This is a genomic window from Fuerstiella sp., from assembly GCA_022447225.1.
GTDB lineage: Bacteria > Planctomycetota > Planctomycetia > Planctomycetales > Planctomycetaceae > S139-18.
In genome coordinates this window covers 297,438-322,747 of sequence record JAKVAZ010000007.1, presented here as the reverse complement: position 1 = coordinate 322,747, position 25,310 = coordinate 297,438, and the positions used below count along the sequence as shown (strand labels likewise).

Annotated in this window: 22 protein-coding genes; 19 read left to right on the top strand and 3 right to left on the bottom strand. The window is 52.9% G+C overall.

The window, feature by feature from the left end; genetic code table 11:
• Nucleotides 1–662 precede the first annotated feature (662 nt).
• The 9 genes from MK110_08755 (at nt 663) to MK110_08715 (ending at nt 8,454) form a co-directional block, all read left to right on the top strand.
• Nucleotides 663–1,772 carry a DegT/DnrJ/EryC1/StrS family aminotransferase gene (locus tag MK110_08755; GenBank protein ID MCH2211378.1) on the top strand — a complete coding sequence of 370 codons (1,110 nt, stop codon included), beginning with the start codon at nt 663–665 and terminating at the stop codon, nt 1,770–1,772.
• Between the two features lie 279 nt (nt 1,773–2,051).
• The gene (locus MK110_08750; GenBank protein ID MCH2211377.1) at nt 2,052–2,273 is read left to right on the top strand and encodes a hypothetical protein; all 222 of its coding nucleotides are present in this window, start codon (nt 2,052–2,054) and stop codon (nt 2,271–2,273) included.
• Between the two features lie 88 nt (nt 2,274–2,361).
• The gene (locus tag MK110_08745) at nt 2,362–3,315 is read left to right on the top strand and encodes a WxcM-like domain-containing protein (GenBank protein ID MCH2211376.1); all 954 of its coding nucleotides are present in this window, start codon (nt 2,362–2,364) and stop codon (nt 3,313–3,315) included.
• Between the two features lie 79 nt (nt 3,316–3,394).
• Nucleotides 3,395–4,039 carry a hypothetical protein gene (locus MK110_08740; protein ID MCH2211375.1) on the top strand — a complete coding sequence of 215 codons (645 nt, stop codon included), beginning with the start codon at nt 3,395–3,397 and terminating at the stop codon, nt 4,037–4,039.
• Complete coding sequence (locus MK110_08735; protein MCH2211374.1) at nt 3,996–4,601, top strand: hypothetical protein; 606 nt, start codon at nt 3,996–3,998, stop codon at nt 4,599–4,601. The genes MK110_08740 and MK110_08735 overlap by 44 nt, the downstream gene beginning before the upstream one ends.
• 620 nt (nt 4,602–5,221) lie before the next feature.
• Nucleotides 5,222–5,977, top strand: coding sequence for a hypothetical protein (locus MK110_08730; GenBank protein ID MCH2211373.1), 756 nt, complete (start codon nt 5,222–5,224; stop codon nt 5,975–5,977).
• A gap of 105 nt (nt 5,978–6,082) precedes the next feature.
• Nucleotides 6,083–6,247, top strand: coding sequence for a hypothetical protein (locus tag MK110_08725; GenBank protein MCH2211372.1), 165 nt, complete (start codon nt 6,083–6,085; stop codon nt 6,245–6,247).
• 5 nt (nt 6,248–6,252) lie between these two features.
• A complete protein-coding gene (locus tag MK110_08720; GenBank protein MCH2211371.1) occupies nt 6,253–7,698 on the top strand; it encodes an efflux RND transporter periplasmic adaptor subunit in 1,446 nt (481 codons plus the stop codon).
• Between the two features lie 42 nt (nt 7,699–7,740).
• Complete coding sequence (locus tag MK110_08715) at nt 7,741–8,454, top strand: 16S rRNA (uracil(1498)-N(3))-methyltransferase (GenBank protein ID MCH2211370.1); 714 nt, start codon at nt 7,741–7,743, stop codon at nt 8,452–8,454.
• Between the two features lie 55 nt (nt 8,455–8,509).
• Here MK110_08715 and MK110_08710 read toward each other — a convergent pair whose 3' ends face one another.
• Nucleotides 8,510–8,668 (bottom strand): hypothetical protein, encoded by a 159-nt coding sequence (locus MK110_08710; GenBank protein MCH2211369.1) that lies wholly within the window; start codon nt 8,666–8,668, stop codon nt 8,510–8,512.
• Nucleotides 8,669–9,141: 473 nt separating this feature from the next.
• On the opposite strand from MK110_08710, the gene MK110_08705 reads away from it, so the two are divergent.
• The 7 genes from MK110_08705 to MK110_08675 all read left to right on the top strand — a co-directional run bounded on the left by MK110_08705 (nt 9,142) and on the right by MK110_08675 (nt 17,180).
• On the top strand, nt 9,142–10,422 hold the full coding sequence (locus MK110_08705; GenBank protein ID MCH2211368.1) for a Gfo/Idh/MocA family oxidoreductase: 1,281 nt from the start codon (nt 9,142–9,144) through the stop codon (nt 10,420–10,422).
• Nucleotides 10,423–10,539: 117 nt separating this feature from the next.
• Nucleotides 10,540–11,931 (top strand): MFS transporter, encoded by a 1,392-nt coding sequence (locus tag MK110_08700; GenBank protein MCH2211367.1) that lies wholly within the window; start codon nt 10,540–10,542, stop codon nt 11,929–11,931.
• Nucleotides 11,928–13,301: a sigma 54-interacting transcriptional regulator gene (locus tag MK110_08695; protein MCH2211366.1), complete on the top strand. Its 1,374-nt coding sequence runs from the start codon at nt 11,928–11,930 to the stop codon at nt 13,299–13,301. Before MK110_08700 ends, MK110_08695 begins: the two co-directional genes overlap by 4 nt.
• 498 nt (nt 13,302–13,799) lie before the next feature.
• Nucleotides 13,800–14,342 carry a DUF2617 family protein gene (locus MK110_08690; protein MCH2211365.1) on the top strand — a complete coding sequence of 181 codons (543 nt, stop codon included), beginning with the start codon at nt 13,800–13,802 and terminating at the stop codon, nt 14,340–14,342.
• 161 nt (nt 14,343–14,503) lie between these two features.
• Nucleotides 14,504–15,244: an RNA methyltransferase gene (locus MK110_08685; GenBank protein MCH2211364.1), complete on the top strand. Its 741-nt coding sequence runs from the start codon at nt 14,504–14,506 to the stop codon at nt 15,242–15,244.
• Between the two features lie 954 nt (nt 15,245–16,198).
• Nucleotides 16,199–16,426, top strand: a complete 228-nt coding sequence (locus MK110_08680; GenBank protein MCH2211363.1) for a hypothetical protein — start codon at nt 16,199–16,201, stop codon at nt 16,424–16,426.
• 268 nt (nt 16,427–16,694) lie between these two features.
• Nucleotides 16,695–17,180 (top strand): hypothetical protein, encoded by a 486-nt coding sequence (locus MK110_08675; protein MCH2211362.1) that lies wholly within the window; start codon nt 16,695–16,697, stop codon nt 17,178–17,180.
• A gap of 36 nt (nt 17,181–17,216) precedes the next feature.
• Here the strand turns inward: MK110_08675 and MK110_08670 are convergent, their stop codons facing one another.
• Nucleotides 17,217–18,716 carry a hypothetical protein gene (locus MK110_08670; GenBank protein ID MCH2211361.1) on the bottom strand — a complete coding sequence of 500 codons (1,500 nt, stop codon included), beginning with the start codon at nt 18,714–18,716 and terminating at the stop codon, nt 17,217–17,219.
• 464 nt (nt 18,717–19,180) lie between these two features.
• On the opposite strand from MK110_08670, the gene MK110_08665 reads away from it, so the two are divergent.
• From MK110_08665 to MK110_08655, 3 genes are all read left to right on the top strand, one after another.
• Nucleotides 19,181–21,664: a VWA domain-containing protein gene (locus MK110_08665; protein ID MCH2211360.1), complete on the top strand. Its 2,484-nt coding sequence runs from the start codon at nt 19,181–19,183 to the stop codon at nt 21,662–21,664.
• 158 nt (nt 21,665–21,822) lie between these two features.
• Nucleotides 21,823–22,755, top strand: coding sequence for a hypothetical protein (locus tag MK110_08660; protein ID MCH2211359.1), 933 nt, complete (start codon nt 21,823–21,825; stop codon nt 22,753–22,755).
• Nucleotides 22,756–22,865: 110 nt separating this feature from the next.
• On the top strand, nt 22,866–23,606 hold the full coding sequence (locus MK110_08655) for a type 1 glutamine amidotransferase (GenBank protein ID MCH2211358.1): 741 nt from the start codon (nt 22,866–22,868) through the stop codon (nt 23,604–23,606).
• A gap of 23 nt (nt 23,607–23,629) precedes the next feature.
• Here the strand turns inward: MK110_08655 and MK110_08650 are convergent, their stop codons facing one another.
• A complete protein-coding gene (locus MK110_08650; GenBank protein ID MCH2211357.1) occupies nt 23,630–25,054 on the bottom strand; it encodes a DUF1501 domain-containing protein in 1,425 nt (474 codons plus the stop codon).
• Nucleotides 25,055–25,310 lie beyond the last annotated feature (256 nt).

Sequence of the window (25,310 nt, the reverse complement as noted above, 5' to 3'; positions counted from 1 at the left end):
TTCCAATAGGCAACTGCTGATAACAATTTGTTCAAGTCGGCCTGTATGCAGTTCACATGGCATCCCTGCTCAGCGGCCAAGACTCTGATTCGAATGTCAGATCCAAAACGGATGAAATGTCTCGATGCCATCAAATGACTCGACACCACAGTATGTCTGTCGCTACCGGAGTACCGTCGGTAAGATGACGACTTTGAAAGTCAACCTTTGACTATCGTCCGCAGACAGTCCCAAAGGACTTGTGTATCGAACCCTGTTCGAAAACAACGACCTGTAATGTTTCTATAAAAAATCCATGAACCGGTGTCATCCGAATTCCGCCTTGAGTTCTGTTTGAACAATGACCGATATAGCGAGCTTGGTATGCTTCAGTTATTTTCGGGAAGGAAGCCAGGTCAATCAAAAATCAAATCCCGGCCAACACCTGTCGGCCATTCGACATCAACCGTGTAACTGGTCTCATGAGTTGAGCCGTCTGTCCGGCCCGCAGATAAAGGGTTGACTCAAGCATCATTTGCGGTGAATCTTGAACCTGTCCGGCGGTGAGTTGAATCACCATTCATGATAACCCAATACATGGGACGTCTTCGCTCTCTACTGCTGAGTCTCGATTGCGACGGATGTATGTAAACAGTTACTCAGTTCATCCGATACTACTCTCCATGAATCGCCTCAGTGTCCCATTGTTCGACTGTCGTCCCCAGTATGAGAACCTCCGTGTTGAGCACGACTCGGCCGTCGCCCGCGTGCTTCAAAGTGGATGGTACCTGTCGGGTGATGAAACCCGCAACTTTGAATCCTCGTTTGCCGATTTTTGCGGAGTCGGGCATGCCGTGGGTGTTGGAAACGGTACCGATGCTCTCGAACTGGCGTTGCGTGCTGTCGGATGCGAGGCGGGAGACGAAGTCGTGATGGCCGCCAACGCCGGGATGTACGCCGCAGCTGCAGCCATCCAGGTTGGGGCAACACCCGTCTTTGCTGACGTCGACGCAGCATCGCTGCTGATCTCCGCAGACTCTGTTGCCCGTATGCTGTCTGATCGGACGCGGGCGGTGGTCGTGACACATCTGTTCGGCCAGGTGATGGATATGACGCCCCTGCGCAGGGTAATCGGAAGCCAACCGGTGCATCTGATTGAAGATGGAGCCCAGGCACACGGTGCACAGGACAGCACAGGCCGGCGAGTCGGAAGCCTCGGCCACCTGGCTACATTCAGCTTCTACCCGACAAAAAATCTGGGAGCCTTCGGTGATGCCGGCGCCGTTGTAACAGACGATTCTGCACTGGCACAGGTAGTTCGGGAACTGGCTCAGTACGGCTGGTCAAAAAAATATGAGGCCCGGCGACCCCGAGGACGTAACAGCCGGATGGATGAAGTTCAGGCGGCCGTGCTGAGTGTTCGTCTGCCGTGCCTGGACGCGTGGAACCGGAGACGCCGGGAGATTGTCGCCCGCTACACCGCCGCCTGCAGCAATACGGCTGTAAATTTTGTCTCATCGGCCAGTCACAGTAACGCCTGCCATCTGTGTGTCATCCGCCATCCCCGGCGAAAAACATTTCGCGCAACACTTTGTGAGGCAGGGATTGCCAGCGACGTACATTATCCTTTGCTGGACGTGCAGCAACCGGCGGTAGCCGAAGCCGGATGTCGCTCCGATATCCTGACCGAGTCGCTTGCGGCCCAGGGTGAGATCGTTTCGCTCCCCTGTTTTCCCGGCCTGAATGAAAACCAGGTCGATCACGTTTGTCATATTCTCGGAAACCTTGACTGATGTTCTCGATCGTGATTCCCGTCTATCGAAACGAAGAGACAATTGATCCCTGATTGCAGCCCTGGAAACACTGGCTAACCGGCTGGGGAAACCGATGGAGGCGGTATTTTCGCCTGTAACGACAAAGTCCGCGATGCCTTGGTGAAGATGGAAGAATCGCACACATCACTGGCTGGGCAGTTGATCTGGCTGGGTTTCCGACGAGTGTCAATTCCATACGTGCGGCAGAAACGGGCAGGTGGGCAGAGCGTTTGGACGTTTCGTAAGAAACTCAATTACATGCTCAATTCAATCTTTGCCTTCACTGCGTTACCGATTGCCCTGCTGGGCCTGGTGGGAATCGCCGGAGTAACAGGCAGTCTGTCTTTGAGTCTGATCGTCTTCCTGAGCTGGTACCTGAATCTCATCGATATCCAGGGCTACACTCCGCTGATGCTCGTCGTCCTGTTTTCAAGTTCTGCAAATCTGCTCGTCCTGAGCGTCGTGGGAAGCTACATTTGACGAACCTACGAAAATTCCAAACATCGTCCGCTGACAATTGTTCTCCGTCAGCTAGATTTTCCGGAACTCTACGGTGGAGAATAAGATCATGGCTATTTTTGTTCATCCCCAGGGCATCTGTGAAAGTAGTCAAGTCGGCGAAGGTACCCGTGTGTGGGCGTTCGCCCATTTACTACCGGGAGCCTGTGTCGGGGACAACTGCAACATTTGCGACCACGTCTTTGTGGAAAACGATGTCGTTATCGGCGACCGCACGACAGTCAAATGCGGCGTGCAGCTTTGGGACGGAATGCGCGTTGGCAACGACGTGTTCATCGGCCCCAACGCTACGTTCACGAATGACAAATTTCCCCGCAGCGGTCAGTGGCAGGATTCGGTCGTTCAGACCATCATTGAAGATGGTGCATCCATCGGAGCAAACGCAACCATTCTGCCAGGACTGCGGATTGGCAAGCGAGCAATGATCGGTGCCGGAGCGGTCGTGACGCACGACGTCCCCCCCGGAGCGATTTTAGTGGGCAATCCGGCCCGGATCACCGGTTATGTCGGAATGCACTCACCGAGTGCCCGTTTGACTTCAGAAGAGAAATCTCTGCAGCCAGGACTCCGTAAACCAGTTCTGGGTGAGGCTTTTCTGATCGCACTGCCGAGTCACAGCGACGCCCGAGGCAACCTGGCGGTGGCAGAATTTTCGGAACTGCCGTTTATGCCGCAAAGGATGTTCTTTGTTCATGACGTACCAAGCCAGTATGTCCGGGGAGAGCACGCACACCGAATTTGTCAGCAACTCCTGGTCTGTGTGGAAGGTTCGGTGGCCGTTGTCGTGGACGACGGTCGCACACGGGAAGAGGTACTGCTGGATACGCCCGGTCTTGGTCTGTACATCCCTGCAAACCTGTGGACAACACAGTACAGACATCAACCTCACTCAGTCGTTGCCGTCTTTGCATCACATCCCTACGATCCTGATGATTACATTCGGGACTACAACGAATTTATCGATCTCGCAGGAAAGAAAGGCACCTGCCGTTCAGTCAAATGAAGTCCGCCGGTAACCGGGCAGCCAGTTCCGCCTGCGGACTGCACAGAAACCAACTGAATGTGAAAAGACAGAGTGCCTTTTGATCATAAAATGTCCCCTGGATGTCGATCCCCCGCTAAAACGTCGACATACAAAACTGTTCACGATTGTGGCAGTCGTTCTGTTGATCGATTTTCTGTGGCATCTGATTTTCTTTTCGATCGGACCATCTCCTGTGCTGATGGACGCAGCCGGCTACCGGAACACCGGCACCCTCGTTTCCAGAGCCGACTATTTTCAGGAGACAGTCAATACACCTTACCGAACTCCCGTCTATCCGTATTTTCTCTCGCTCGGGCAGTTTAAATGCAGTAACAATGCACTACTGGTCTCGATCCTGGGCCAACACTGTTTGGTATTTATCACGACACTGCTGACGTGTCTTCTGGCTGTCTGCCTGACCGGACGACACGATTCTTTCGTCTTGTGTTACCTGCTGCTGTTTCCATTGACAGAAAGAGTCTGGTATGCCAACGCCGTTCTGACAGAGTCACTGTTTGCCCTGCCGTTGACAACCGGACTGGCGATACTTCTTCTGTACGAATTGCGACCCACAAAGCGGGTCGCAGGTTTAGCAGGATTCCTGCTTGGATTTGCGACGGTCGCTGCAACATGGACTAATCCTACTGCTGTGTTTCGGAGTGACACTGATTCCCGGCATTGTCCGCAACAGGATTCTGTATGACGAACTGTTCCTGACCAAACCTCCCGCGGCTAATAAATGGGCCGTGACGTTTCGAGACGGCTCGGGAGGGAACCTCGCATGGCCCGAACCCGATTCCGCACGTAAAATGGAACAGCTGTTAGACGTTCCACCCGGGGTACTCAACGACCGACACGCCTATAAGGTTCATGGCCAGTTAATGGCGTCCGGACTTTCGTTCGACGAAACCGAGAACTTGATGTCTCGGGTCAGCATTGATGCAATTCGAACCGATCCGGAAACATTCTTCCGGAAGGCTTTCAAACAAATGGTCTATTTCTGGCGGTGTGTTGCCGGATCTCCTCCGTTTGGAGGAGGCTCTGATAAGGACTATCTTGGGCAAAAACTTGGAGCATTCCCGTTCTCGCTGACCTTGGATCATTTCTCGCCCGTCATATGCCCAGTCATTCACTCTGGTGGAATCAACCTTTTTTCGTTCATCGCGCTGTTGGCTGCCGTCAGGCTGCTGACCGGCGGAAAACGGCGCTGGATGGGAATCGTCGTGACGGCCACGTTCTGCTATTTCTGTTTGCGGACAGGATAAGTGGAAATTGAGAATTCCCGCTACCGAATGATTCTCGAGCCGATCATGGTGCTGGGAATCGTGCTGGCTTTTGGAGGACAGTCAGCCAGGTTACCCACGGACTCAAAAGGCACAGCCCCGGCTTAACACCGACCTGGGTTAAAATGATCGGTTCCGGATGTCGGTCTGAGTTCGGGACAACGTCAAGGGCTCGCATGACCGGCCCGTTAAAATGTCCTGATCATTGCCACCGCCCCTCGAAGAGACATGCAAAAATCTTGTCGTACTGCCGGCAGGATTGAATGGACGGAATTTCCTGGCTTCACACCTGCCGGCTCCACGTTCGAACAAACCACTGAACCCAAAATCCAGTTCATTGAGGATTCGAAAGGTACCGAAAAAAACAAAGAGTCGGATTCGTCTGGACCGGATTCACTCATGACAGCGATTCTGAGGGCCAGGAACCGGTACAACGAGCCTGGGAAATCCGGCACCGTATTCGACTTTCCACGAGGTCCCTTCGTATAATTGTGTGGTCGAGTGCAGTAATGCTCGGTCCCCTCTTGCTCAGCCATTCCACCGTATCACCGTTGGATATTCGGACCCGTGAGCCTGTGTGCCAGCCTTTTCAGGATTTAGTTATGTTGCGAACGGTCTTTCACATCACGTTTCTGTCACTGATTACTGTCGTGCCTGCAATGGCTGCGGACGGGTGGGGATCCGTATCCGGAAAGATACTGTGGAAAGGCGATATTCCTGCGCCGAAACTGCTGCACCCGAAGGGAGCCAGTATCAAAAACGGAAATGTGTGTGCCAGCGAAGATGTGTATGACGATGAGTTGGTCATCGATCAGGACAGTAGAGGTATTTCTCATGTGTTCGTGTACCTGAGAAAAGCTCCCAAAAACATTCATCCTGATCAAATGAACTTCCCTGCGAGTGTCACCTTTGATCAAAAGAACTGCATGTTCACACCGCATACGCTGCTGGTACGTGCAGGTCAGACTGTGGAGGTTCTCAACAGTGACTCTGTCAGCCATAACACAAATTTGACTCCAATCCGAAACCGTGGTCAGAACCAGGTGATTGCTCCACTCACCTCCAAAGGAAAGGGCACTCCTTATCCACTGCCAAAGGCAGAACCACTTCCCTCAACAGTCAAATGTGATTTTCATCCGTGGATGGAAGCCAGATGGCTGGTCCTGGATCACCCTTATGCCGCAATCACAAAGAAGGATGGCAGCTTCGAAATCAAAGATCTGCCGGTCGGAACTCACAAATTTCGTGTTTGGCATGAACTTCAGGGCTATCTGGAAAGAAGTTTGTCAGTTGAAATCAAGGATGGTGAGACCGTTGAGCTGGAACCTCGTGAATACAGAATAAAAACCAAGGGCTAGCCTGCCGAGACACACTGCGTACCTCAGACACTTGATTCGGACGTAGCAGACGCGTTCAGACAAACCACCACAAAACACCTGTCTCTGGTGTAAAGGCCTGCTTCAGTGAAAAACCAAATTGGATTCTTTCTGCAGCTTGTGGTACTGTCGGCCCTTCCGGCGCTTGTATTATTTCAGCTGCAGTTTGGTATCCCGCTGGTGGTCATGCCTGCCTGTCTGCTGGCAGGTATCATTCTCTTTGCAGCTGGTACTCACCTGCGAGAGCGATAGTCCGTATGAAGGAGGCTGACAATAAATATCGGACACTGCTGCGACGTACGGTAATCTCTCAGATTGCGATTCTGGTGATTCTGCTGACGTCCCGAATCGGTTATGTGACCCTGAGCGCACAGAAGCCAGGTGTCCAGTCTAAAGAAGTGGTGGTGTCTCCACTCAATATTGATACGTTTACGGTCATCCCGGTGAAATTTCGCGAAATTATCACCGCGTATGGAACAGCTGCTGCCGACCTTGAGGCGGTGGTAGCTGCTCAGGTCAGCGGTCAGATCGTTGACGTCCATCCAAAACTGGAAGTCGGTCAGCACGTCACCGCAAAACACACACTGATCTCCGCAGACGAACCAACTCAATTCGTTGAGGGTCACGTGTTGGTTCACATAGACGATCGCGACTACGTGAATCGAGCTCGACAGTTGAGAAACCGGATCAGTGAAACCACACGCGAGCTCGAACAGCTGCGACAACAGCAGGTTAACAGCAGACGTCTGCTGGAGAAGTCACAGACTGATGTGTTCACATTCCAACAGGAGTACGATCGGTTTCGCCGGGCAGTTGACCTGAATGCCGGGGCTGAATCTGAAATGAACAGAGCACTGGTGGATCTCAACCGTCAGAAAGACACCATCATCCAGCTGTCCAATCAGGTGAGTCTGTTCCCACTTCAAATTGCAGCTGCTAAAGAACGTCTGTCCTCGGCTCAGGCGGAGTTTCAACAGGCCGAAGACAATTTGGAACGAACGCGCGTTCTTCCTCCCTTTGATGGTGTGCTAAGCGAAGTGATGACTGAACGCGGACAGTACATCCGCGCGGGCGAACCCCTGTTTCGGCTCACCAGTCCGGACAACATTGACATCCCGGTGGCCATTGGCCTGGAGGACTGGAGACAGATTGCTGCCTCTGTGAATGCGGGTAAGCAGCCGACCGTGCATGTCGCCACAAGTGAATCTGCTGCCGCGGAATGGACGGGCACGATTGGTCGTGTGGCCCCGGAAGCCGATCCGGGAACAAGGACAATCCTCGTTTTTGTCAACGTCGTCAACGACGACCGGAATAACGCTCTGTTGCCGGGTACATTTGTTCAGGCACGTATCACCGGCGATGAACACGAGGGTATTATTATTCCCAGAACCGCGATCCTTAATGACCACGTTTTCGTTGTCGGTTCGGACCACAAGGTTCGGCGACAGAAAATCACACAGGGACGGCGTTTGAAGTCTCTGGTTGTGGTCTCTACAGGTCTGAATGGCTCAGAACAGATTGCAACCACAAATCTGACTCTCCTGGAAAACGGACAGAATATCGAGGTCCAGACAACCACGGACCTGACCGGAGAACTCCAGACGCTGCAGAATTCTGTAGTCGAACTACTATCGACGATGCCTCAGGAGAGGTCTCTTGAGGCATCGCACGACGCACCGGTTAGTGATGCGATTCTCGAATAACGGATCAACCGCTGCTGACGACAGCGAAAGGAATGCAGCTTGATGCCCGCCAGATTCTACTGCATGAACATCGGCGGACAGACGGCAGAACTCGACGAATCGGAATCTCATCACGTCCGGCGTGTCCTGCGACTGTCTGTTGGCGATCAGGTCGAACTGTTTGACGGTACCGGCGCATCGGCCTCTGCATCCGTTGCCGACATATCGTGTAACAGGGTAAGCCTGACTTTACAGGATTTGCGTCGACCGGTAACACTAAACCGCTCACGCCTCGTCGTCGCTGCTGCACCACCGAGAGGCGATCGACTGAAGTCGATGGTCGAAAAACTGACAGAACTGGGAGTTGACGAATTTGTACCGCTTCGCACAGTGAGATCGGTCGTTGATCCTCGACAGTCAAAGCTGGACAAATTGCGAACGACTGTTATCGGAGCAATGAAACAGTCCGGTCGGAATCGTCTGATGAAAATTCACGAGGTCACTGAATTTTCGATGGCCCTGAGAATCGCCGGGGCACAGAGGCAGGCAATTTCAATAGCGCATCCTGGAGACATCTCCGGGAATACAACCTTGACGGAACGATGTGACACACTGTTACTGATAGGTCCGGAAGGCGGATTCACCCCGGAAGAAATCCTGCAGGCGTCTGACTACGGAGCAAAGCGAATCTCGTGGCCTGAGGGAATCCTGCGGATTGAAACAGCAACTGTTGTCTTTGCCGGACTGCTGATCAGTCAGATGTATCCGGCGGAATGAAGACGACTCGGATTAGGGTCCGTGCGTTAGCCCGAATCGGCTGCGGTCTACATCTTCAATCGTCGACAAGTCCGTGCATTCGTCGAACAAAAGGAACAAACCACGTCGCCGTCCGCATGCCACCCGGGACACCTCCACTTGTCAGCTTCAGGATCCCGCTCCGGATTTGGCCGGAGTACATACGGGCACAAAGACACTCGACGTATGCAGCCATAAATTCGTACCGGTGATTTTTATGAGTGTCGCATCACAACCTGATTCAGATTCTGTCACGGACACCGTCCGCACGGCAGACACGCATAAACCCGCAAACAGTCTTAAGCATTGCCCGCAGGCGAAACATTCGCCACGATAAGAGCCGACGGACGCAGAAAAACTCAACAACCAAATCCATTTTCCTGGCTGCTCTGATCTCTCTGATGTTCGTCTCGAACGAGTAACATTCATCACGCCGTGTATAAATGTTATGTATTCGGGTTTCGGCGACGCATTCTTCATAAACAAGTGATTGACACAATTCTCACACATTGATGTGTTGCTCCGGATTTCAACCGCAGGCGTCTATTCACCGGTAACAGCCTGACTGAAGACGAATGCAGCATCATGTGTGTTAACCGCATGTCGAAGCTTACGATTTCAGACTAGAATGTCAGTCAGGACCGGGCCCGGCCACTCACAGGAATCATCATGTCTCAAACATCTCCCAATTCCCGACGTTGTTTCCTGAAGTCTTCGGCTTTGACAAGCGCGACACTGTCAACTCCGTTGTTTGTCCATGCGGAAGTTCATGGACGAGTCGGCGGCACCCCTGCCAGTGAGCAAATTCGCGTTGGTGTCATTGGTACAGGAAACAGAGCTCGCCAGCTGATGCGACAGCTTCCCGCACCCGGAAAACTTGTGGCAATTTCGGACTGCTACATGCGGCAGATGCTCGACGCTGAAAAAACAGTCCAGACAGAATTCCCAAAATACACCGACTATCGGGAGATGCTGGACAGGGAACAGCTCGACGCGGTCATCATCGGCACACCGGACCATGGTCGTTCACTCGCCTGTATACGAGCCTGCCAAGCCGGGCTGGACGTCTACGCCGAAAAACCACTGACTGCCTATATTCAGGAGGGAAGGGAAGTCGTCAAGGCGGTCCGGCGTCACAATCGTGTGTTTCAGGTGGGTACACAACAGCGCACAATGGAGTTGAATCGGTTTTGCTGTAAACTGGTTCGCAAAGGCGGCCTTGGAGACATCAAACTCGTTCAGGCACTCAATTACACCGGCCCAATAAAGTATCCCGGTGTCGGCAAAATCCCCGAAGAGCCGGTACCGCACGGAAATAACTGGGACATGTGGTGCGGGCCAACTGAGCTTCGTCCGTTCAGCAGACACCTGCAGTTTCGCTGGATGCAGTGGTGGGACTATTCCGGTGGCGAAATGACAAACTGGGGAGCACATGGAGTCGATCAGATCCAGTCTGCACTGGGAAAGAGTCTCACAGGTCCACGAGAACTCTGGCCGGAAACACCGGGAACTAATGGCAGAGTTTCCATGAAGTACGCAGACGGTATTCTCGTACGTTTTGAGCTTAAACGTGGCCCAAAAGGAGGAGCCGTCTTCGTGGGAACCCGGGCAAAAATGGAAATCAACCGTAATCGGTTCGCCACGAATCCCGCCGACTTCGTCACGGGTGCTCCGGATCCGGACGAACAGAAAAAATGGGACACCTCAGACTGGATGGCCGGGCCACATCTGGCAAACTGGCTAACCTGCATCAAGACACGTGAAAAGCCAAATGCAGATGTAGAGATTGGACACCGCTCGATCAGTGTCTGCCATCTCGTAAATATCACACGGGAACTTGGACGGAAACTGATCTGGGATGCAGATACGGAACAGTTCGAAAATGACGATGAGGCAAATACGTTTCTCAGTCGACCACGCCGCGCAGGATACGAACTCCCCGTCGGCTAAACGGCACTGCTGAAATATCCAGCCTCATTTCGAGAATGTCTGCTGTCGGACCCAATGCATCCGACGATGCATGAAAAACTCGGGCACCAGGCCGGAACACGACGGAGAAGATGACACTTGATACTGCAGCAGAATACTCATTCGGATCAGAAGTCTGAAAAAGACAGTTCCGGTGTCTCGCTCACCACGAATCATCCCGCAGCGATCTGCGGTCTGCTGCATCACGTGGTTTGTGGATACGCAGTTTTCCTGCCATTCATCCGACTGAGCGAGAACCAAACTCACCCGACTTTTGTGCCAATGTACTCGGCGTTGATGAGCGCAGGTCTGCTGATTGCCTCCGGTGCCAGCTTTCCATTGTACTCAAAATTCAGTCGTGCTGCGGGACTTCATACAGCCACACGAATCGGCCTGCTGAGCACGGCCTTCGGAATCCTCGCCGTCACCATCGGCTCCGTTCCGTGGGGCCTGGTCACAGGCTGTCTACTGACTGGATTCGGATCATTTGGTGAATGGACACCATCGGCAGAAATGACCCGAAGAGCACTTTCCCCAACACGCTTGTGGCGAGGAATGAGAATCCACAGTTCTATGTTTTATGTGGGTGGAATTTTGGCAGTGCTGACGGCATCACTGAACACGACATCTCTGGCCGGTGTGAACGTGATCATGGCATTAATATGCGCCGTACTCATTTTCTGCGTCCGTCCGCCCCGAACACAGTCCTTTTCTGAAAACTCGGTCCATCCAGCTGACGCCCCTTCGATACTCTGTTCTGACAAATCCGCAACACTGGCTGAGCAGCGCGCGATTCCGTCGACCAGTCCCGCAGACGGAAGTGACAACAGGGCGGCAACCGATGTCTGTGAATCAGACGACTGCTGCGGCCTTCGCTCCGAATGGACGCCGATACCCGTGTGGCTTGGATGCTGCATCGCCTGTGCAGGGGTTTATACTGCCTTCACTGTTCTGCCGGGACTGGTCTGTGGAGTAACCTGGCCGATCGCGCTCCTCACTGTGTCAGGCGGATTACTGGGAACATTCGTCTTTCAGGCGGTAGTTCCAACAACGGGTTATGCTGTACTCCTCGTTCCTGTGTGTATAATCGGAACACTGAGTTACGGAACGGCGCCGTGGATTCCGGCCCACTGGGAACAACCACTGCTGATCTGCCAGGGAGCGGTAGCCGCAGCAATTTGGTGCGGCTGCAGTGGTTTAACCGGTGAATCCTTCATTGACTCATGTAAGTATAACAGTCGAACCATCATTCTGATGACAGGCTGTATGGCTGCAACCATTGCCGGACTTATCACCGGAGCTATTGAAACGCTGATTTCTAAAGGTTTTGCCACGTCAATCAACGGGATCATCTGTTTAATGATCATCCTGTTGCTGAGAAAGATTCCCAGCCTGATGGTATCACAGCGCCGTGAGGATGAAGTAAGTACCCGGAATGCAGAACGGATGCTTTCAGAATCATATGGCACCGTCGGAGGAACAGTTGAGTGAGTTCACGGCGCAGGAATCTGCTGGATCACCTGCTGGTCGATACGGACAGCTGTGTGTGCATCATTGATGCGAAACGGCGAGTGAGGTTCTTCAGCCCGGGTATGGCGTCATGGACAGGCTGGCCTGCCTCACAAATTGAAGGGCTCTCATGCGACAGTCCGGATGCCGAAAAAACAACAGCCGCCGATCTGCTGGCTGCTGCATTCAATCCGACAACGGCAAGTTGGCAGGGACAGACTCAGCTGTGGCGGGGCGTACTGCCAACCGCGTCCGGTGGAGTTGTCCGTTCGGAATTCTGTTCGATTCCGATCAGCAGCGCATCCGGCCAGATCGAACGAGTGGTGGTGTTGCGAACCAACAGAGACTCCGGATCTGAACATATCTTTGAGCATTCACCCGGTCAGCAGCTCCATGCCGAAGTTGCGGCATTGCGAGCCGACTTCAGAAATCGCTACGGCTGGAACTCCTTTATCGGTGCTGACCACTCAATGGTCCGTGCGCGACAACTGGCCGGTCTGCTGAAGAATTCTGACTGCCATTTCACGGTTACCGGCAATCCCGGAACCGGAAGACGTCATCTTGCTCAGTGTGTTCACACAGGTGGCCCCGCTGGCGATTCCTCATTCGTTCCTGTCTGCTGCAGCCTGCTGTCAACTGACGCAATTTATAACGCATTGCGTCAGATTCAGAGTTTCTCTGCAGAACAAACAGGCAGCCATGAGTATCCGGGGCTGCTGGTTTTGGTAGACGTTGAACGAGTACCCAGAGAAGTTCAGCAGTGGCTGCTGAAACAAAGATCCGTCTTTCCTTCCGTTCGGATAGCTGCAACAAGCAGTGTTCCACTGGAACGCGTCGTCGCAGAAGGATGGATGCTGGATGAATTTCATCAGTTGATTGCTCCGATTGAAATCTTTTTGCCGCCACTGCACCGTCGAGGACGGGATGTCCTGCTACTGGCACATGCGTTCATTCAAAACAACCGACGACAGCATCAAACCGTCCCAGTTGAACTGTCACGAAAGGTTGCCGAAAAAATACTGGAATATCAGTGGCCGGGAAACGTCCGAGAATTACAACAGGTGATTCATGACGCCTGTCGCAGCTGTACCGGGAACGTCATTGGAGTTGAAGATCTGTCCTTCGCATTTCGAGCGGGAATGGAAGCTCAGCGTGTGGCACCTGACAGCGCAAAACCCTTTCAGTCACTCGATGAACTGCTGCGTACTGCAGAACGAAGAATCATGGAAACCACCCTGGCATCGTGCGGCGGCAACAAGGCCGAAGCCGCTCGCCGACTTGGACTGACACGCCCCAGCTTCTATCGACGTCTCAAAGCAATCGGAATCGGCCAAGATAAAAACCCGAGTTAAACATATAAATCATTGGGTGTGGCAGCAGTGATATCTAACCTGTCGCTGATGAACGTTGCCCCCTGCAATCCAACTCTTTTTAACCTCGACGCCATCAAGGATGAGTAAACGCAGCCGTTGATCAAAAATGAGCAAATATAAGACTGCAAAGTTGGTGAGAGATCACAAACATCAGTGCATTTCTTTTACAAATGTGTTTCGGTATGGCTCAATACAGAATTGTCGAATTGAAACTGACTCAAAGAATCAAGCCCACCGGGTCGAATCCGGAAGGATCAGGATTAACGCGGCTAGCAGTTAAATGGGATTCTGCAACATAAAACCCTGACGATTCAAACGAATGATAGATCTCTAAAAAACACTTATTCCTTCAGAGTTGCAATCGGAACGCTACTGGAGCAAATATGAACAGAGTGATCCTCTGTCAGAGGAAGTGATCGCACCGGTTCCCATCCGCAGATGTGACATCGCATCATTGAGAGCAGCGAGAGACATTTCATGCCTGTTCAGCTCACGCGTCCTGACGTCACCGATATGGTACTGCGTACCTATGAACGGCCGCTTCATCCGGAACTGTTTGAGTCAGTGCGGACCTGCTCGTTTTCTGTCGGCGGGCACCGGGCTACAGTCCGTCTGGGCATGAGCGGACATATGCTTGTGTTTCGAACCAGTGACAAGACCCTGACAGAAGTGGTTACGACCAGGCAACACAGTCTGCCCGAACGTCTAAAAGTAATCCATCGTCGACTCATTGGCTACAGGACGCACATGATTGACCTGTCCGGGGTCCGATACCACTGCAGCTACCAACTGGAGCACGTTCCTGTTGACATATATCTGCAGCTGCATCGGGAAATGGAATCGGACGCAAAAAGTGCGACGTTGGCGATCACGATTCCTGGTACGACCAGTCACAGTCCCGACTGCATCAGTCAACTGAAGTGCGATGTCCTCACTGAGGGCCTGGTGATCCATGCCTTTCATACATTTCCGGAGAACGCCGCCATCCTGAGAACTCAAACCCTGTTCGAACTGCTCTAGTATCTCTTCACAGCCTGATTGTATGTTTCCTTCATCGTAGCCGTAGCGCTATCTCAGTCGCTGGCTGCCTGGTCAGGATCCGCCTGACAGAATCTCATCAGGACTGCGGCCGTTTCGCTCACTTCACAGTTGTGATCTCCCTGTCTGCAGACTTTTTATCCATGTATCGGCTGAAGAATCCTCATTCGATCCTCGCTGCACTGCAACAGCGACCTGCCGCAGTCAAATCAATCCAAATTCGCAGTGGACGCCATGGAACAACATGGAAACATGTAGCTAAACAGGCAGCCGAACACGGAATTTCGGTGACGAGTCACAACACGGCATCTCGTCAGCGTCGAAGCAGTCAGCACACGCAGCGAACCGGCGGAAACTCAGCTCTCGTTGAACCACCTTCCCCGGTTCCATTGTCGGGGCTACTTCCCCGATCGGAACAACCCGTCAAACTCTGGCTGGCACTCGACACAGTCCAGGATCCACAGAATCTTGGCGCCCTTTTTCGCCTGGCCGGATTCTTCGGAGTCTGCGGAATTGTGATGACGCGTGACAAAAGCGCTTCGGTCACTGAAACGGTGTGCGATGTATCGGCCGGCGGAGTGGAACATGTTCCGTATACGCAGGTGTCCAATCTGGCGCAGGCAATCAAAACAGTGCAGGACGCAGGCATCTGGGTACTGGGAACGTGCGAACGATCAACGACCAGCATCCGAAATCTGCGTCGAGACCGTCACTGGATGCTGATTTTGGGAAATGAAGCTGATGGGCTGAGGCGACTGACCCGGGAAAAATGCGATCAGCTTTGTTCACTGCCCGGTGACGGACCCGTTTCATCTCTCAATGTGGCTACTGCTGCAGCCGCCTGTTTGACAAGTCTATCGGCCCCGCCGTCGTCGAACTGCTGAAGCCGTCTCCGAATTATGATGACGTTGTCGAACCCAGGCGCCCTGGCAACTGTCGACCAGGTGCAGCCGGTCAAAACGTTGAGCCGGAAATTCCGGAAAATGGAATGAAAGACAGCATCAAGCTCCTCACCCAGGTGGTTGCACAGACGATAAGCCGTTCGCACGTTCGTGCCAGGACCGCAACCTAATCTGTCCGCGGCTTCCGTACCTGATGGACTGATATACTGTATATTTAGTATTAAACACTTTGCGGATAACACCCCGGACACACACCAATGTGTCCGGTTCAACATCCGGCGCAGCCGTCCGGTTCATCATCCCCCTGCCGGTCTGATGATATTTTTGTACCCGAAGTACATTCTGTTTCAAAAACTGTGCGGAGTAACGACCTGTATCTTTTTACCTGAGTCTCCATCTGCAGCACCATCAGTACGAACTGTCCCGATTGACGCCGTCAGACGGACAAACCGGAGTGACACAGTCCATACAGGAAGACAACTTCTGTTTCGAACTCCGGATAAAACAATTCGAAGTCTTCTATTCCGGATAAATGATTCAGTCGGTGGAACTGCCTTGGCGGACAGTCATTACCTGGTCGGAAGAGTTTTACATTCCGGCGCCACAACACCGGTGCAACATCCTTCGCGGGAATCTCTTTCCCAGTTGTACGGAATGGAAAATTGGTACTGTTCTCCCTCCACAGGAAATGTTTCGGCAGAGCCTGCCGGAAATGCTGCAGCGAGAACCCGCACCTGTCCGAAGGTTGTCACTACGCACGAACAACTCGCCTCCGAAGTCTGACACGCTGTTTCAGCCCCTCTGAAAGCACGCTTGCTCTGACTCCACATAAATTCAATTTCAAAGTGGGAAGCAATACTCCCATTTCTGCTCAGAATCCCGGTCCGGCGGGACGTGACCTCACTTCAGCTAAGTCTCAGCCCTCGGGAGGAAATCATGGATTTACAATCAATCGTCACAGACAACCAACTTGCTGTCGCCGGGTGTCTGGTGGCTCTGGGGGTGTGCGGCATCATCGCCGGACTCAGCTTTCAGTTCGGTGCGGCCGGGAAAAAGCCCATGACAATACTACAGGACCGCAGGATTCATCGGATTCACCCCCAAGACTTAGATCATCCAAACTCATCAAACTCATCAAACGAGGAAAGTCGGCGTGCCGCGTAAGTCACGTAATCGGCTTAGTTTGTTCCGCTGTCAAATCAACCGATCACTCGACGGTCGATTCGTCCACCGACCTGAACCTTCAATCGTCTCCGCATTCTGACAAACCGGATATTGCGACGAAGTTCAACAGTTGCCAGACTGAGAGACTAAAATCAAAGCTGACACAGGTTCTCGGGTGATTAACCACCGGGTGGGAGTCAGGTTCAATGACATTCAACGTCTTTACAGTTTAACTTTGGCCTCACTGTAGATAATCGGATGGTGCGGGATGCAAAAACTGAGTCTAGTTGTCTTTGCGGCGATGGTATTTGCTGCCGGTTGTCTCGTAGGGAGTTCTCATGAACTCGGACCGGATCGCGTTCAGGCTGCCAGGCAGGATAAAGAACCACTGTCGGGTGAGGCACTGCTCACTTACAAACAGTCGAAAATCATCATGGACTCTCTGAGTGATATGCTGGCAGCCGAGCGAACACACCGGTCAGTGACAGAAGGCGAAAATTATTTTGCACTGTCAGTGGGTGGAATCGATTCGCTGCAGGAACTGGAAGAGGGACGAGGTGTTGACCCCGAGACATTTGCCGCACTCTACGCGGGACTGGCTCTGCCGAATATCGCACAGCACCTCGAGGTCGATGACAACGGACGCATAAGATACAAAGGCAATATTGTGCGTCTTTATTCCAGAGAGCGTTTAAAGGATGTATTTCGACGGCGGACAGAACTGCAAAACCGCGCAGGCAGCATCTCCGACTGATCAGACCGGTACCGTTTTTTTTTTGCTGGAACGATGTTAATTTTGCGGGTTGATCACTGTGACTTGAAGCGCGGAATCACGACCCGCCTGTATCATAAATTCACCAGCATGTCTGGCCTCCCACCACGTGGCCGCCGTCCCCCGAACAACAAATTCATTCGCCCGCTCTTCCCTCGGCAACTCGCCAATATTAAGCGGAATTTCCCCATATTGCTGACGCTCTGACATCCACACCGTCCACTGTCGGAACAATTCGGCAAACGCGTCTGCCTTCTGCTTTGGACGCGATCCCGCCATCAGCAGTTCTCGTTCGATAAATTCCGGAAGAGTCTCCGTCTGCCTGATAAATTCTACATAGAACAGTCCGGCCGCTCGCATTGGCCCCCGACTCGAGACAGCACTGACTGATGAAGGCGGAAAGATCAGAGGCCAGAAACCGGACTGGCAGACATAACCTGAGATTCGGTCTGCGAGATTCGGACTTGTCGGATAAACCCGATACTCGCAGGAATGTGCAATTGCTTCATTTAACCAGCCGGAAAGCCGCTGAACCTGGTGTCCTTCGCACTGCAGCCTGTGTTCCGCAGAAAATACTGCGGCATGGGTCAGTTCATGCATAATTACCGCCGGCAATGCATCTGAATGCAGCAGCCTTCGGTCCAGATAAATGATGTCGCCGCAGAAAGGACCGGTTGAAAGGAAATCAGCGGCACGTACACAGCCCCAGAGAGGATTTTCCGTGTGAATCAAACCATCTGACAGCTCACAGACAACCACACTCAGGTGATTATCCCGGTCAACGTCAGCAAGTGTTCCGACCTGTTCCATTACAGCCGGAATCACGGTCTCCTCAAACATTCCAAGAAGGCGGGTTGAAATCCGGGCAGGCAATGTCAGTTCTGCCGTGTACAGACGAACCGTATCGGTCGCTGCGGTTTCCTGACAGACCACAATACGTTCTGAGTAGTCTGAAGACGTCGAGGACTTCACAGTAAATCTCGGCAGCAGAAACCGACGTTCAGACCGGGGTACTTCAAACACCTGTGCACGCTGAACAGCTGGAAGCCGGTCGGCCACACACATTATCCGCGTTCCTGAACAAGTCCCGATTCCCGAGTCCTGATCGCATGGACGGACCAAGTCTCGCCTGGACGATGGAACGCGTGCAAAATCAACACCGGAACCAAACGGGCCTACGATGTCGTCACGGGTCTGATATTCCGGTGTCTGCCGACTGACGACGACCTCATGAAGCCGGGTCTTCTGATCCAGACTGCTGATGATAAGCCGATCACCAGGAGTGAGCAGTACCGAAATCCGCAGTTTTGAATTGTCGTCCTGATATTCGTCTAACAGATTACGTAAATGAAGTACGTGTGCCGGGGGGGGCAGATCCGACTCCGGAAAGAAAGAAGCATAGTCACTAAACACGGCAAAACCGGTCAAGACACCGGTCAGTACGACAAATACGGGTGACTGCCACTTCATGTCCGGAAACGTTACATCTCCGCGACTCACTGCTCGTCGGCCTGCCACCTGTGTTCTCCCCCCCGAGGAGCAACAGTCCCTTCAGCTCTGCCGATATTTGAGATCCGCGACCGCGAATCTGTTGCCGTGAGACTCCATTCTCCGTAAACAAGGGATCGAGTCGTCAGGTCTGTTAACTTGACCCAATCGTCAAACTCATGGAACACAAAGCAGAGTCAACGTCTCAACACACGCGGCTGTCAGCAGGTTTTGCGAGAAATTTGGAATAGTGATGAAGACTCCGTTTAGGCAAAACATGCTGACACACCGAAACGGGTGACTTTGACGAGGGAAAGGACTTCGACGCCATCAGCAGGCCGGTCGTTTAATTCGGGCAAGGAACGCACGATTTTGCAGGGAATTCCTTTCTAACGTGTCCGACTAGGACTATAGAATGTTTGATGATTCCGGACCGACCACGGTCCGTACCACCGATCCCTGCCTTTCTCGATCTGAGTGAAGGGGACGTTTCAATGCGGCAGTTGCAATTCTCGGCCTGTTTGACAGGACTGTTACTCACAACAGGTTTGACTTCATTTTGCCAGCCGGCCGAGGCAGAGAATGCCGAACCTACGGCACTGGTGAAACAATATTCTGTCCATGAGGATTCATGGCAGGTATTAGCATTAAGAGATAGCAGACCCGCTAAAGAACAGATTAACCGACATATCCTGCTGATTGACACGTCCGCCAGTCAGGTAGGTTACGTTCGGGAAGCAGGACTGACACTGGTCAGGAATGTCGCGGAACAACTTCCGCAGACAGACCGGATTCAGCTGATGGCAATGGATACGACCTGTCAGTCACTCACCAGCGGCTTCTCAACTCCCGTTTCATCAGACTTCGCCCAAGCAGTCAGACGACTCGAACTACGAACACCGCTCGGAGCCACAAATCTGAAATCTGCCCTTGAAGGCATAATTCGTCAGGCCGACGGGACTGCAACTTCATTACTATGGATCGGAGACGGGATTTCTGCCCTCCATACCGTCCAAGCAGACGAAATCGCAGAACTTACCAAACAACTGACGGAAGCTCAGGTGACTGTACATTCGGTCATTCTGGGACCAAAAACAAATCCGGACCTGCCGGCTACCGTCGCCAACCTCACCGGCGGTATCGTAAATTTCCTCTCAACTCAGCCCGAATTTGCTGCCAGCATCGCAACGTCACTGCGGTCTCCCGGATTACAAATTCAGAAGCTTTCCGCTGATGGTTCACCAGTGGTCAGTGTGAACGGGAAACTATGGTTGAGGTCCGATCGCCATACCATGGCCTTCGGACTCAGAAAATCGAGTCAGGTCACTACGGTTGAAGCAGTGCTCGTGAACGGACGCACTGTGCAGTGGAATAATGTTGTCAATAAAACAGGTGGTGCTGAGATTCGCCATCTTTATGAACTGACGAAAAATACAAACGGGATTGTCACTCCTGTGGCATCCAGGAAAATGCTGGACCAGGCGGAAGCTGATTTCCAGAAGCTGATCAGTACGTCTGCAGATGTAGCGTCACGACTTCAGCGGCTCAAACGCACACAGCAGTCGGAAAACATTGTACGTCGGGCAGCTGAGCTGGATCCCAACAATTTAGAGGTCAACACAATCCTGACCTCTCTCAGGGCGAGTGTTCCGTTTGCTAAACAGGATTCTGCAGATGATGGCTTTACCGCAGGCGGGGATCAGAACCGATCACTCAATGAATTGGAAACCATGGTTCGCGTCCGCACACAAAAGCTGCAACAGGCAGTCGCTACGACGATCAGCGACGCCAATGAATACGCTGCACAGCGTCCGGAATATGCGGAATCCCTGTTGAAAGATCTGCTGGAAACAATCAGATCCGCCCACGATGTGGCGCCTGAATCACGAGACGAACTGGAACGCCGAGTTATCAAGGCGATTGCCGGTGTTCAGAACCGCAGAGACCAGGTTGCTCGTAAACAGCAGGAAAACGCAGTACGACAGGCAACCAATGAAGCACAGGAGCATCTGGTCACTCAACAGGCTGTCCTGGAAACAGAACTCCAGACCATTCTCGACCAGGTTCGGGGATCACTGGAACGGGGAAGACATGGTGATATTGACGCGTTCGAAGACGGAGAAGCGGCCGCTCGAGTGGCAATTGAGAAAAAACCCGGCAACGGACCGGCCACTCAGGCGCTGATGGTCGCAGAAGCTGCCGGCCAGCTTGATAAAGCTCGTCGCCTGCGGGAACTTCGAGCCGACCGATTTTTGGAGACACTCTACCAGGTCGAATTGTCACATGTTCCGTTCCCGGACGAACCCCCGGTTCAGTATCCACCCACCGATGTTTGGCGTGCATTGACCCTGACACGAGTACCGCGTTACGAAGCAGTGTCACTGCACTCGGAAAGTAAAGTGGAGAACTGGCTTAATCGCATGCTCAAGGAACCGATCCCCCGTCTGGACTACCGAGGTGAGACATCGCTCGGAGAAGTCCTTGAGTTTCTGGCGGACCATTATACAACCACATGGGGCGCGGTTGGCGGCGGTTCCGGTTCTGACTTCCGTATGACAATCTGGCCAGACACCGTATCCCTGGAACTCGTCGACATTTCATCCCTGGACGACGTAACTGTTTCAGACATCAATTTGGAAGGCATTCCTCTTCGGACTGCACTCAAACTGATTTTTGGAAAGACCGATGATCCGGCACTGACTTATGTGATTCAGGACGATGTCATGACGATAACCACGGTCGAAGAGGCCAACTCAGAAAACTCTCAGGTGACCCGTGTCTATCAGGTCGGTGATCTTGTGATTCCACCGATTCCTCCGATGGGCGGCGGCATGATGGGCGGTGGCATGGGCGGTGGTATGATGGGCGGCGGTATGGGCGGCGGCATGTTTAGTGTGCCTCCCGAATGGGAGATGCTCCTCAAGACCGATCCGGACGGAATCACTGCCAGCAGTCTCAAAAAAAAACAACGACGCTAAAACCAACTCCGTCTTTTCTGAGACCGGTTGCATTTCGGCAACAACGAATACCGCCGCAGAAGTCCCTCAATCGGGAGTCTGCGGCGGACTTTCGCGCGAAAGAGTTGATTCGGCAGGTCAGGGCTGCGAAGGGAACACCGGTCGAAAAATGGAATCAGGTGCTCACTGACGTACAGACTTCTTCGCTGGTGATGAGAGCGATCGTCGAGAGTCTGAGCGATACAGGTGACTTCGATCTTGCCGTCGAAGGAATGCAGGCGGCAATTAGAAACAACCAGGCACAGCCCTGGATGTATTCAATCCTTCCGCTGGAAATGCGCCTTGCGGATCGGCCACAGGAGGACATTGAACGAGCATTGGCGTCCCAGGTCGACTTTGCGGGAGGCGATCTTACCCAGATACTGATTGCTGCTTCGCTGTCATCGCGGCTGAAATTCTGGGACCAGGCAATGGAACTGTGTGCAGAAGCAACACGACAGAACCCGTGGCAGCCTGAAACATGGCAAATGGCAAAAAGTATTGCTGACCGTTCCGGAGACAAAAAACATATTCTATGGTCCCGAACGGGTATTCTTAGACACGTCTGGACCAGTGATGCCGATCAACTCCACCAGGAAGCAGAGCTGGTCATCAGGGATCTGCGTGCCGCAGCACAAAAATCAGGTCAACGGGCATTCAGCAGTCGAATAGCGAATGAACTCACGGAATCATTGACATGGGATCTGATCATCACCGCACGGTGGGCCGGCAATGCCGACATCGATCTGGCTGTCGTCGAACCTGATAACGTGACCTGCGATCGCAAAACACAGATCACCGGAAATGGGGGCCTGCTCACGAAACAGTCAGGCATCGATAACGATCGGAAAACAGAACAGTATCGCTGTCAGAAAGCTCTCAAAGGTGACTATGAAGTTGTTCTCCGTCAGATTGGAGGTCGACTGGTAACGGGAAACGTTGTTTTGCAGGTCACTCGTTATGGCGGAACTGATCGTGAGCAGACAAAGCGGATGCTGGTACCCGTTGGAACTAAAGACGGACGTGTCATTATTCCCCTCAACCATGGGCGAAGGGTTACCAAGCTCCCCTGATCCTGCCATGGCACGGCCTTATGCACTGCTTTGATTGTCGGCCACAACTGTCTGAAGTACCACCGACACCCTAACGTCCTTCCAGGAAATTGCATCCGGACATCACTGGATTGAACACCTCGATTTCTCCCTTACTAAATATTTTACTGATTCAAATCCGCGATGCAGATGATCCTGTGAAGGCTCAGGAAACAGAGTGTTTTCGGTCGACACTTCAATGTAACCAACGTCAGATTGAAGTTTTTGACCTGACCGCAGGCCGCACCTTCAGTAAAACGTGGCTGAGTCACACGGACCTCGTTCTGATCGGCGGAAGCGGCAACTATTCAGTCGCCCAGGGTGGTCCCTGGTGGCCTGCTGCAGCAGAAAACATGGCTCTGCTGCACGAGATCAGTAAACCCACCTTCGCTTCCTGCTGGGGTTTTCAGGCAATAGCCCAGGCTCTGGGCGGAAAAGTTGTGACAGACCTGACCCGCGCTGAAGTCGGTACAATTCAGGTGACCATAACCCCGGAAGGACAGAGGGATCCGGTTTTTGGAATCGCCCCGTCAGCAATCAGAGTCCAGTCCGGACACCAGGACATCGTCGAGTGCCTTCCGAAAGATGCGGTCTGTCTGGCATCGTCCGATCGGGTTACGAATCAGGCGATGACATTTCGGGGCAAACCCGTCTACGGGACACAATTTCACCCGGAGCTGACACGTCACACGTTGATCGAACGCCTACAAAACTATCCACAGTACTTGGAAAACATTGTCGGCCTGACATTGGAAGAGTTCGCTGATCAGTGCCGGGAGACACCTGATTCTGCCGAACTGCTTCGTCGTTTCGTGGAATTGGTCTGTGACTGAATCCGCAGCCCTGACTATACGATTTACGCCAGAATGTCATGGACCACGCGACCATGGACATCCGTCAGCCGCATATCGCGTCCGCTAAACCGAAACGTAAGTCTCTCGTGATCAATTCCACACAGGTACAGCATCGTGGCATGAAGATCATGGATTTCCACGCGGTTCTCCACAGCGCGATAACCATACTCATCCGTGGCACCGTAGACTGTTCCACCACGTATACCACCTCCCGCCAGCCAGCATGAAAAACCGAATGGATTGTGGTCACGCCCATTGTTACCCTGGGCAAACGGAGTTCTCCCGAATTCCCCGGTCCAGACGATAAGAGTCTGTTCAAACAATCCGCGATTCTTCAGATCCTGCAGAAGTCCGGCAATCGGCTGGTCAACGGACAATGCATTTTTGGAATGACCTTCACGCAGGTTGGTGTGCTGATCCCAGCGATCACCGTTACCGCCCGGACAGGTCACCTGAATGAAGCGAACGCCTCGTTCCACCAGACGTCTTGCAAGCAGACACTGACGCCCAAATATCCTGGTGTTGCTGAATTCTGCAAACAGGCCATACCGATCCTGAGTCTCCTTCGATTCCTTGCTGATGTCCATCAGGTCCGGTACCGCCAGCTGCATCCGCGCAGCAAGCTCGTAGTTGGCGATGGCAGACTCCACCTGCTGATTATTACCGAATCGGCCCAGGGCAGCAGTATCCAGCTGACGGATCAGATTCAGTTTGTTCTTTTGAAGCGCCTGATTCAGTTCCCGACGGCGCACATTGGCTACGGCCGGACCGGTACTGCTGAAAACCGAGCCCTGATAACCGGCCGGCAGAAAACCACTCCCAAAATTGTCAAGTCCGCCTGGTGGAATCAATCCACCGTTCAGGATGACGTAGTGGGGCAGGTCCTGACATTCCGTACCCAGTCCATACCCCCACCAGGCACCCATACACGGTCGTCCCTGCTGCCCGTGGCCGGTGTGCAGAAAGTAATTTCCGTTGGTGTGTTCTGAAAAATCAGACACCATTGACCGAATCACCGCCAAATCGTCCACATGCTGCGCCACCTGTGGAAACAAATCACTCACCGATGTTCCACTTTCACCGTACTGTTGAAACTTCCAGAGGCTGGCCAGTGAACGACCAATATTGTTGAACTGCGTGGGCTCAATTTTCTTAGGAAACGGCTGACCGTTGATCCGATCCAGCGACGGCTTTGGATCGAACGAATCCACTTGGGAGACTCCACCATCCATATACAGAAAGATCACACTGCGAACCTGAGGCGGGAAATGCGTTTCTCTGGGAAGCAGCGGGTTATGAATGTCCGCAGACAGTTCGTCCTGCAGCAAACCTGCCAGCGCTGCGGCACCGAAGCCGGTGGCTGACCGAATCAGCAATTCTCGTCGCGATCGGGAAGTATCCGGAAATCGTAGATAATGGTGAGACATGGAAGGTTTCCGACAGGCAGTGGTCCGGACGCAGATTCTATCAGTCGCGACTCACAAATGCACAGGTTTGTTCTGTTCCCGAACAGCCGGACGCACGTTCATTCACTGACAGTCCATTTCAATGGTTGTGCGACCAGGCGGGACGGGTCACAGAGACCGATCCGTCGGCGACTGCGGGACATTCTAGACAGTCCTGCTTGATATCCCTCGAGGGAAACGTCCGTCGTAAGAAATGCGGGAAGTATGAGTCAGCGGA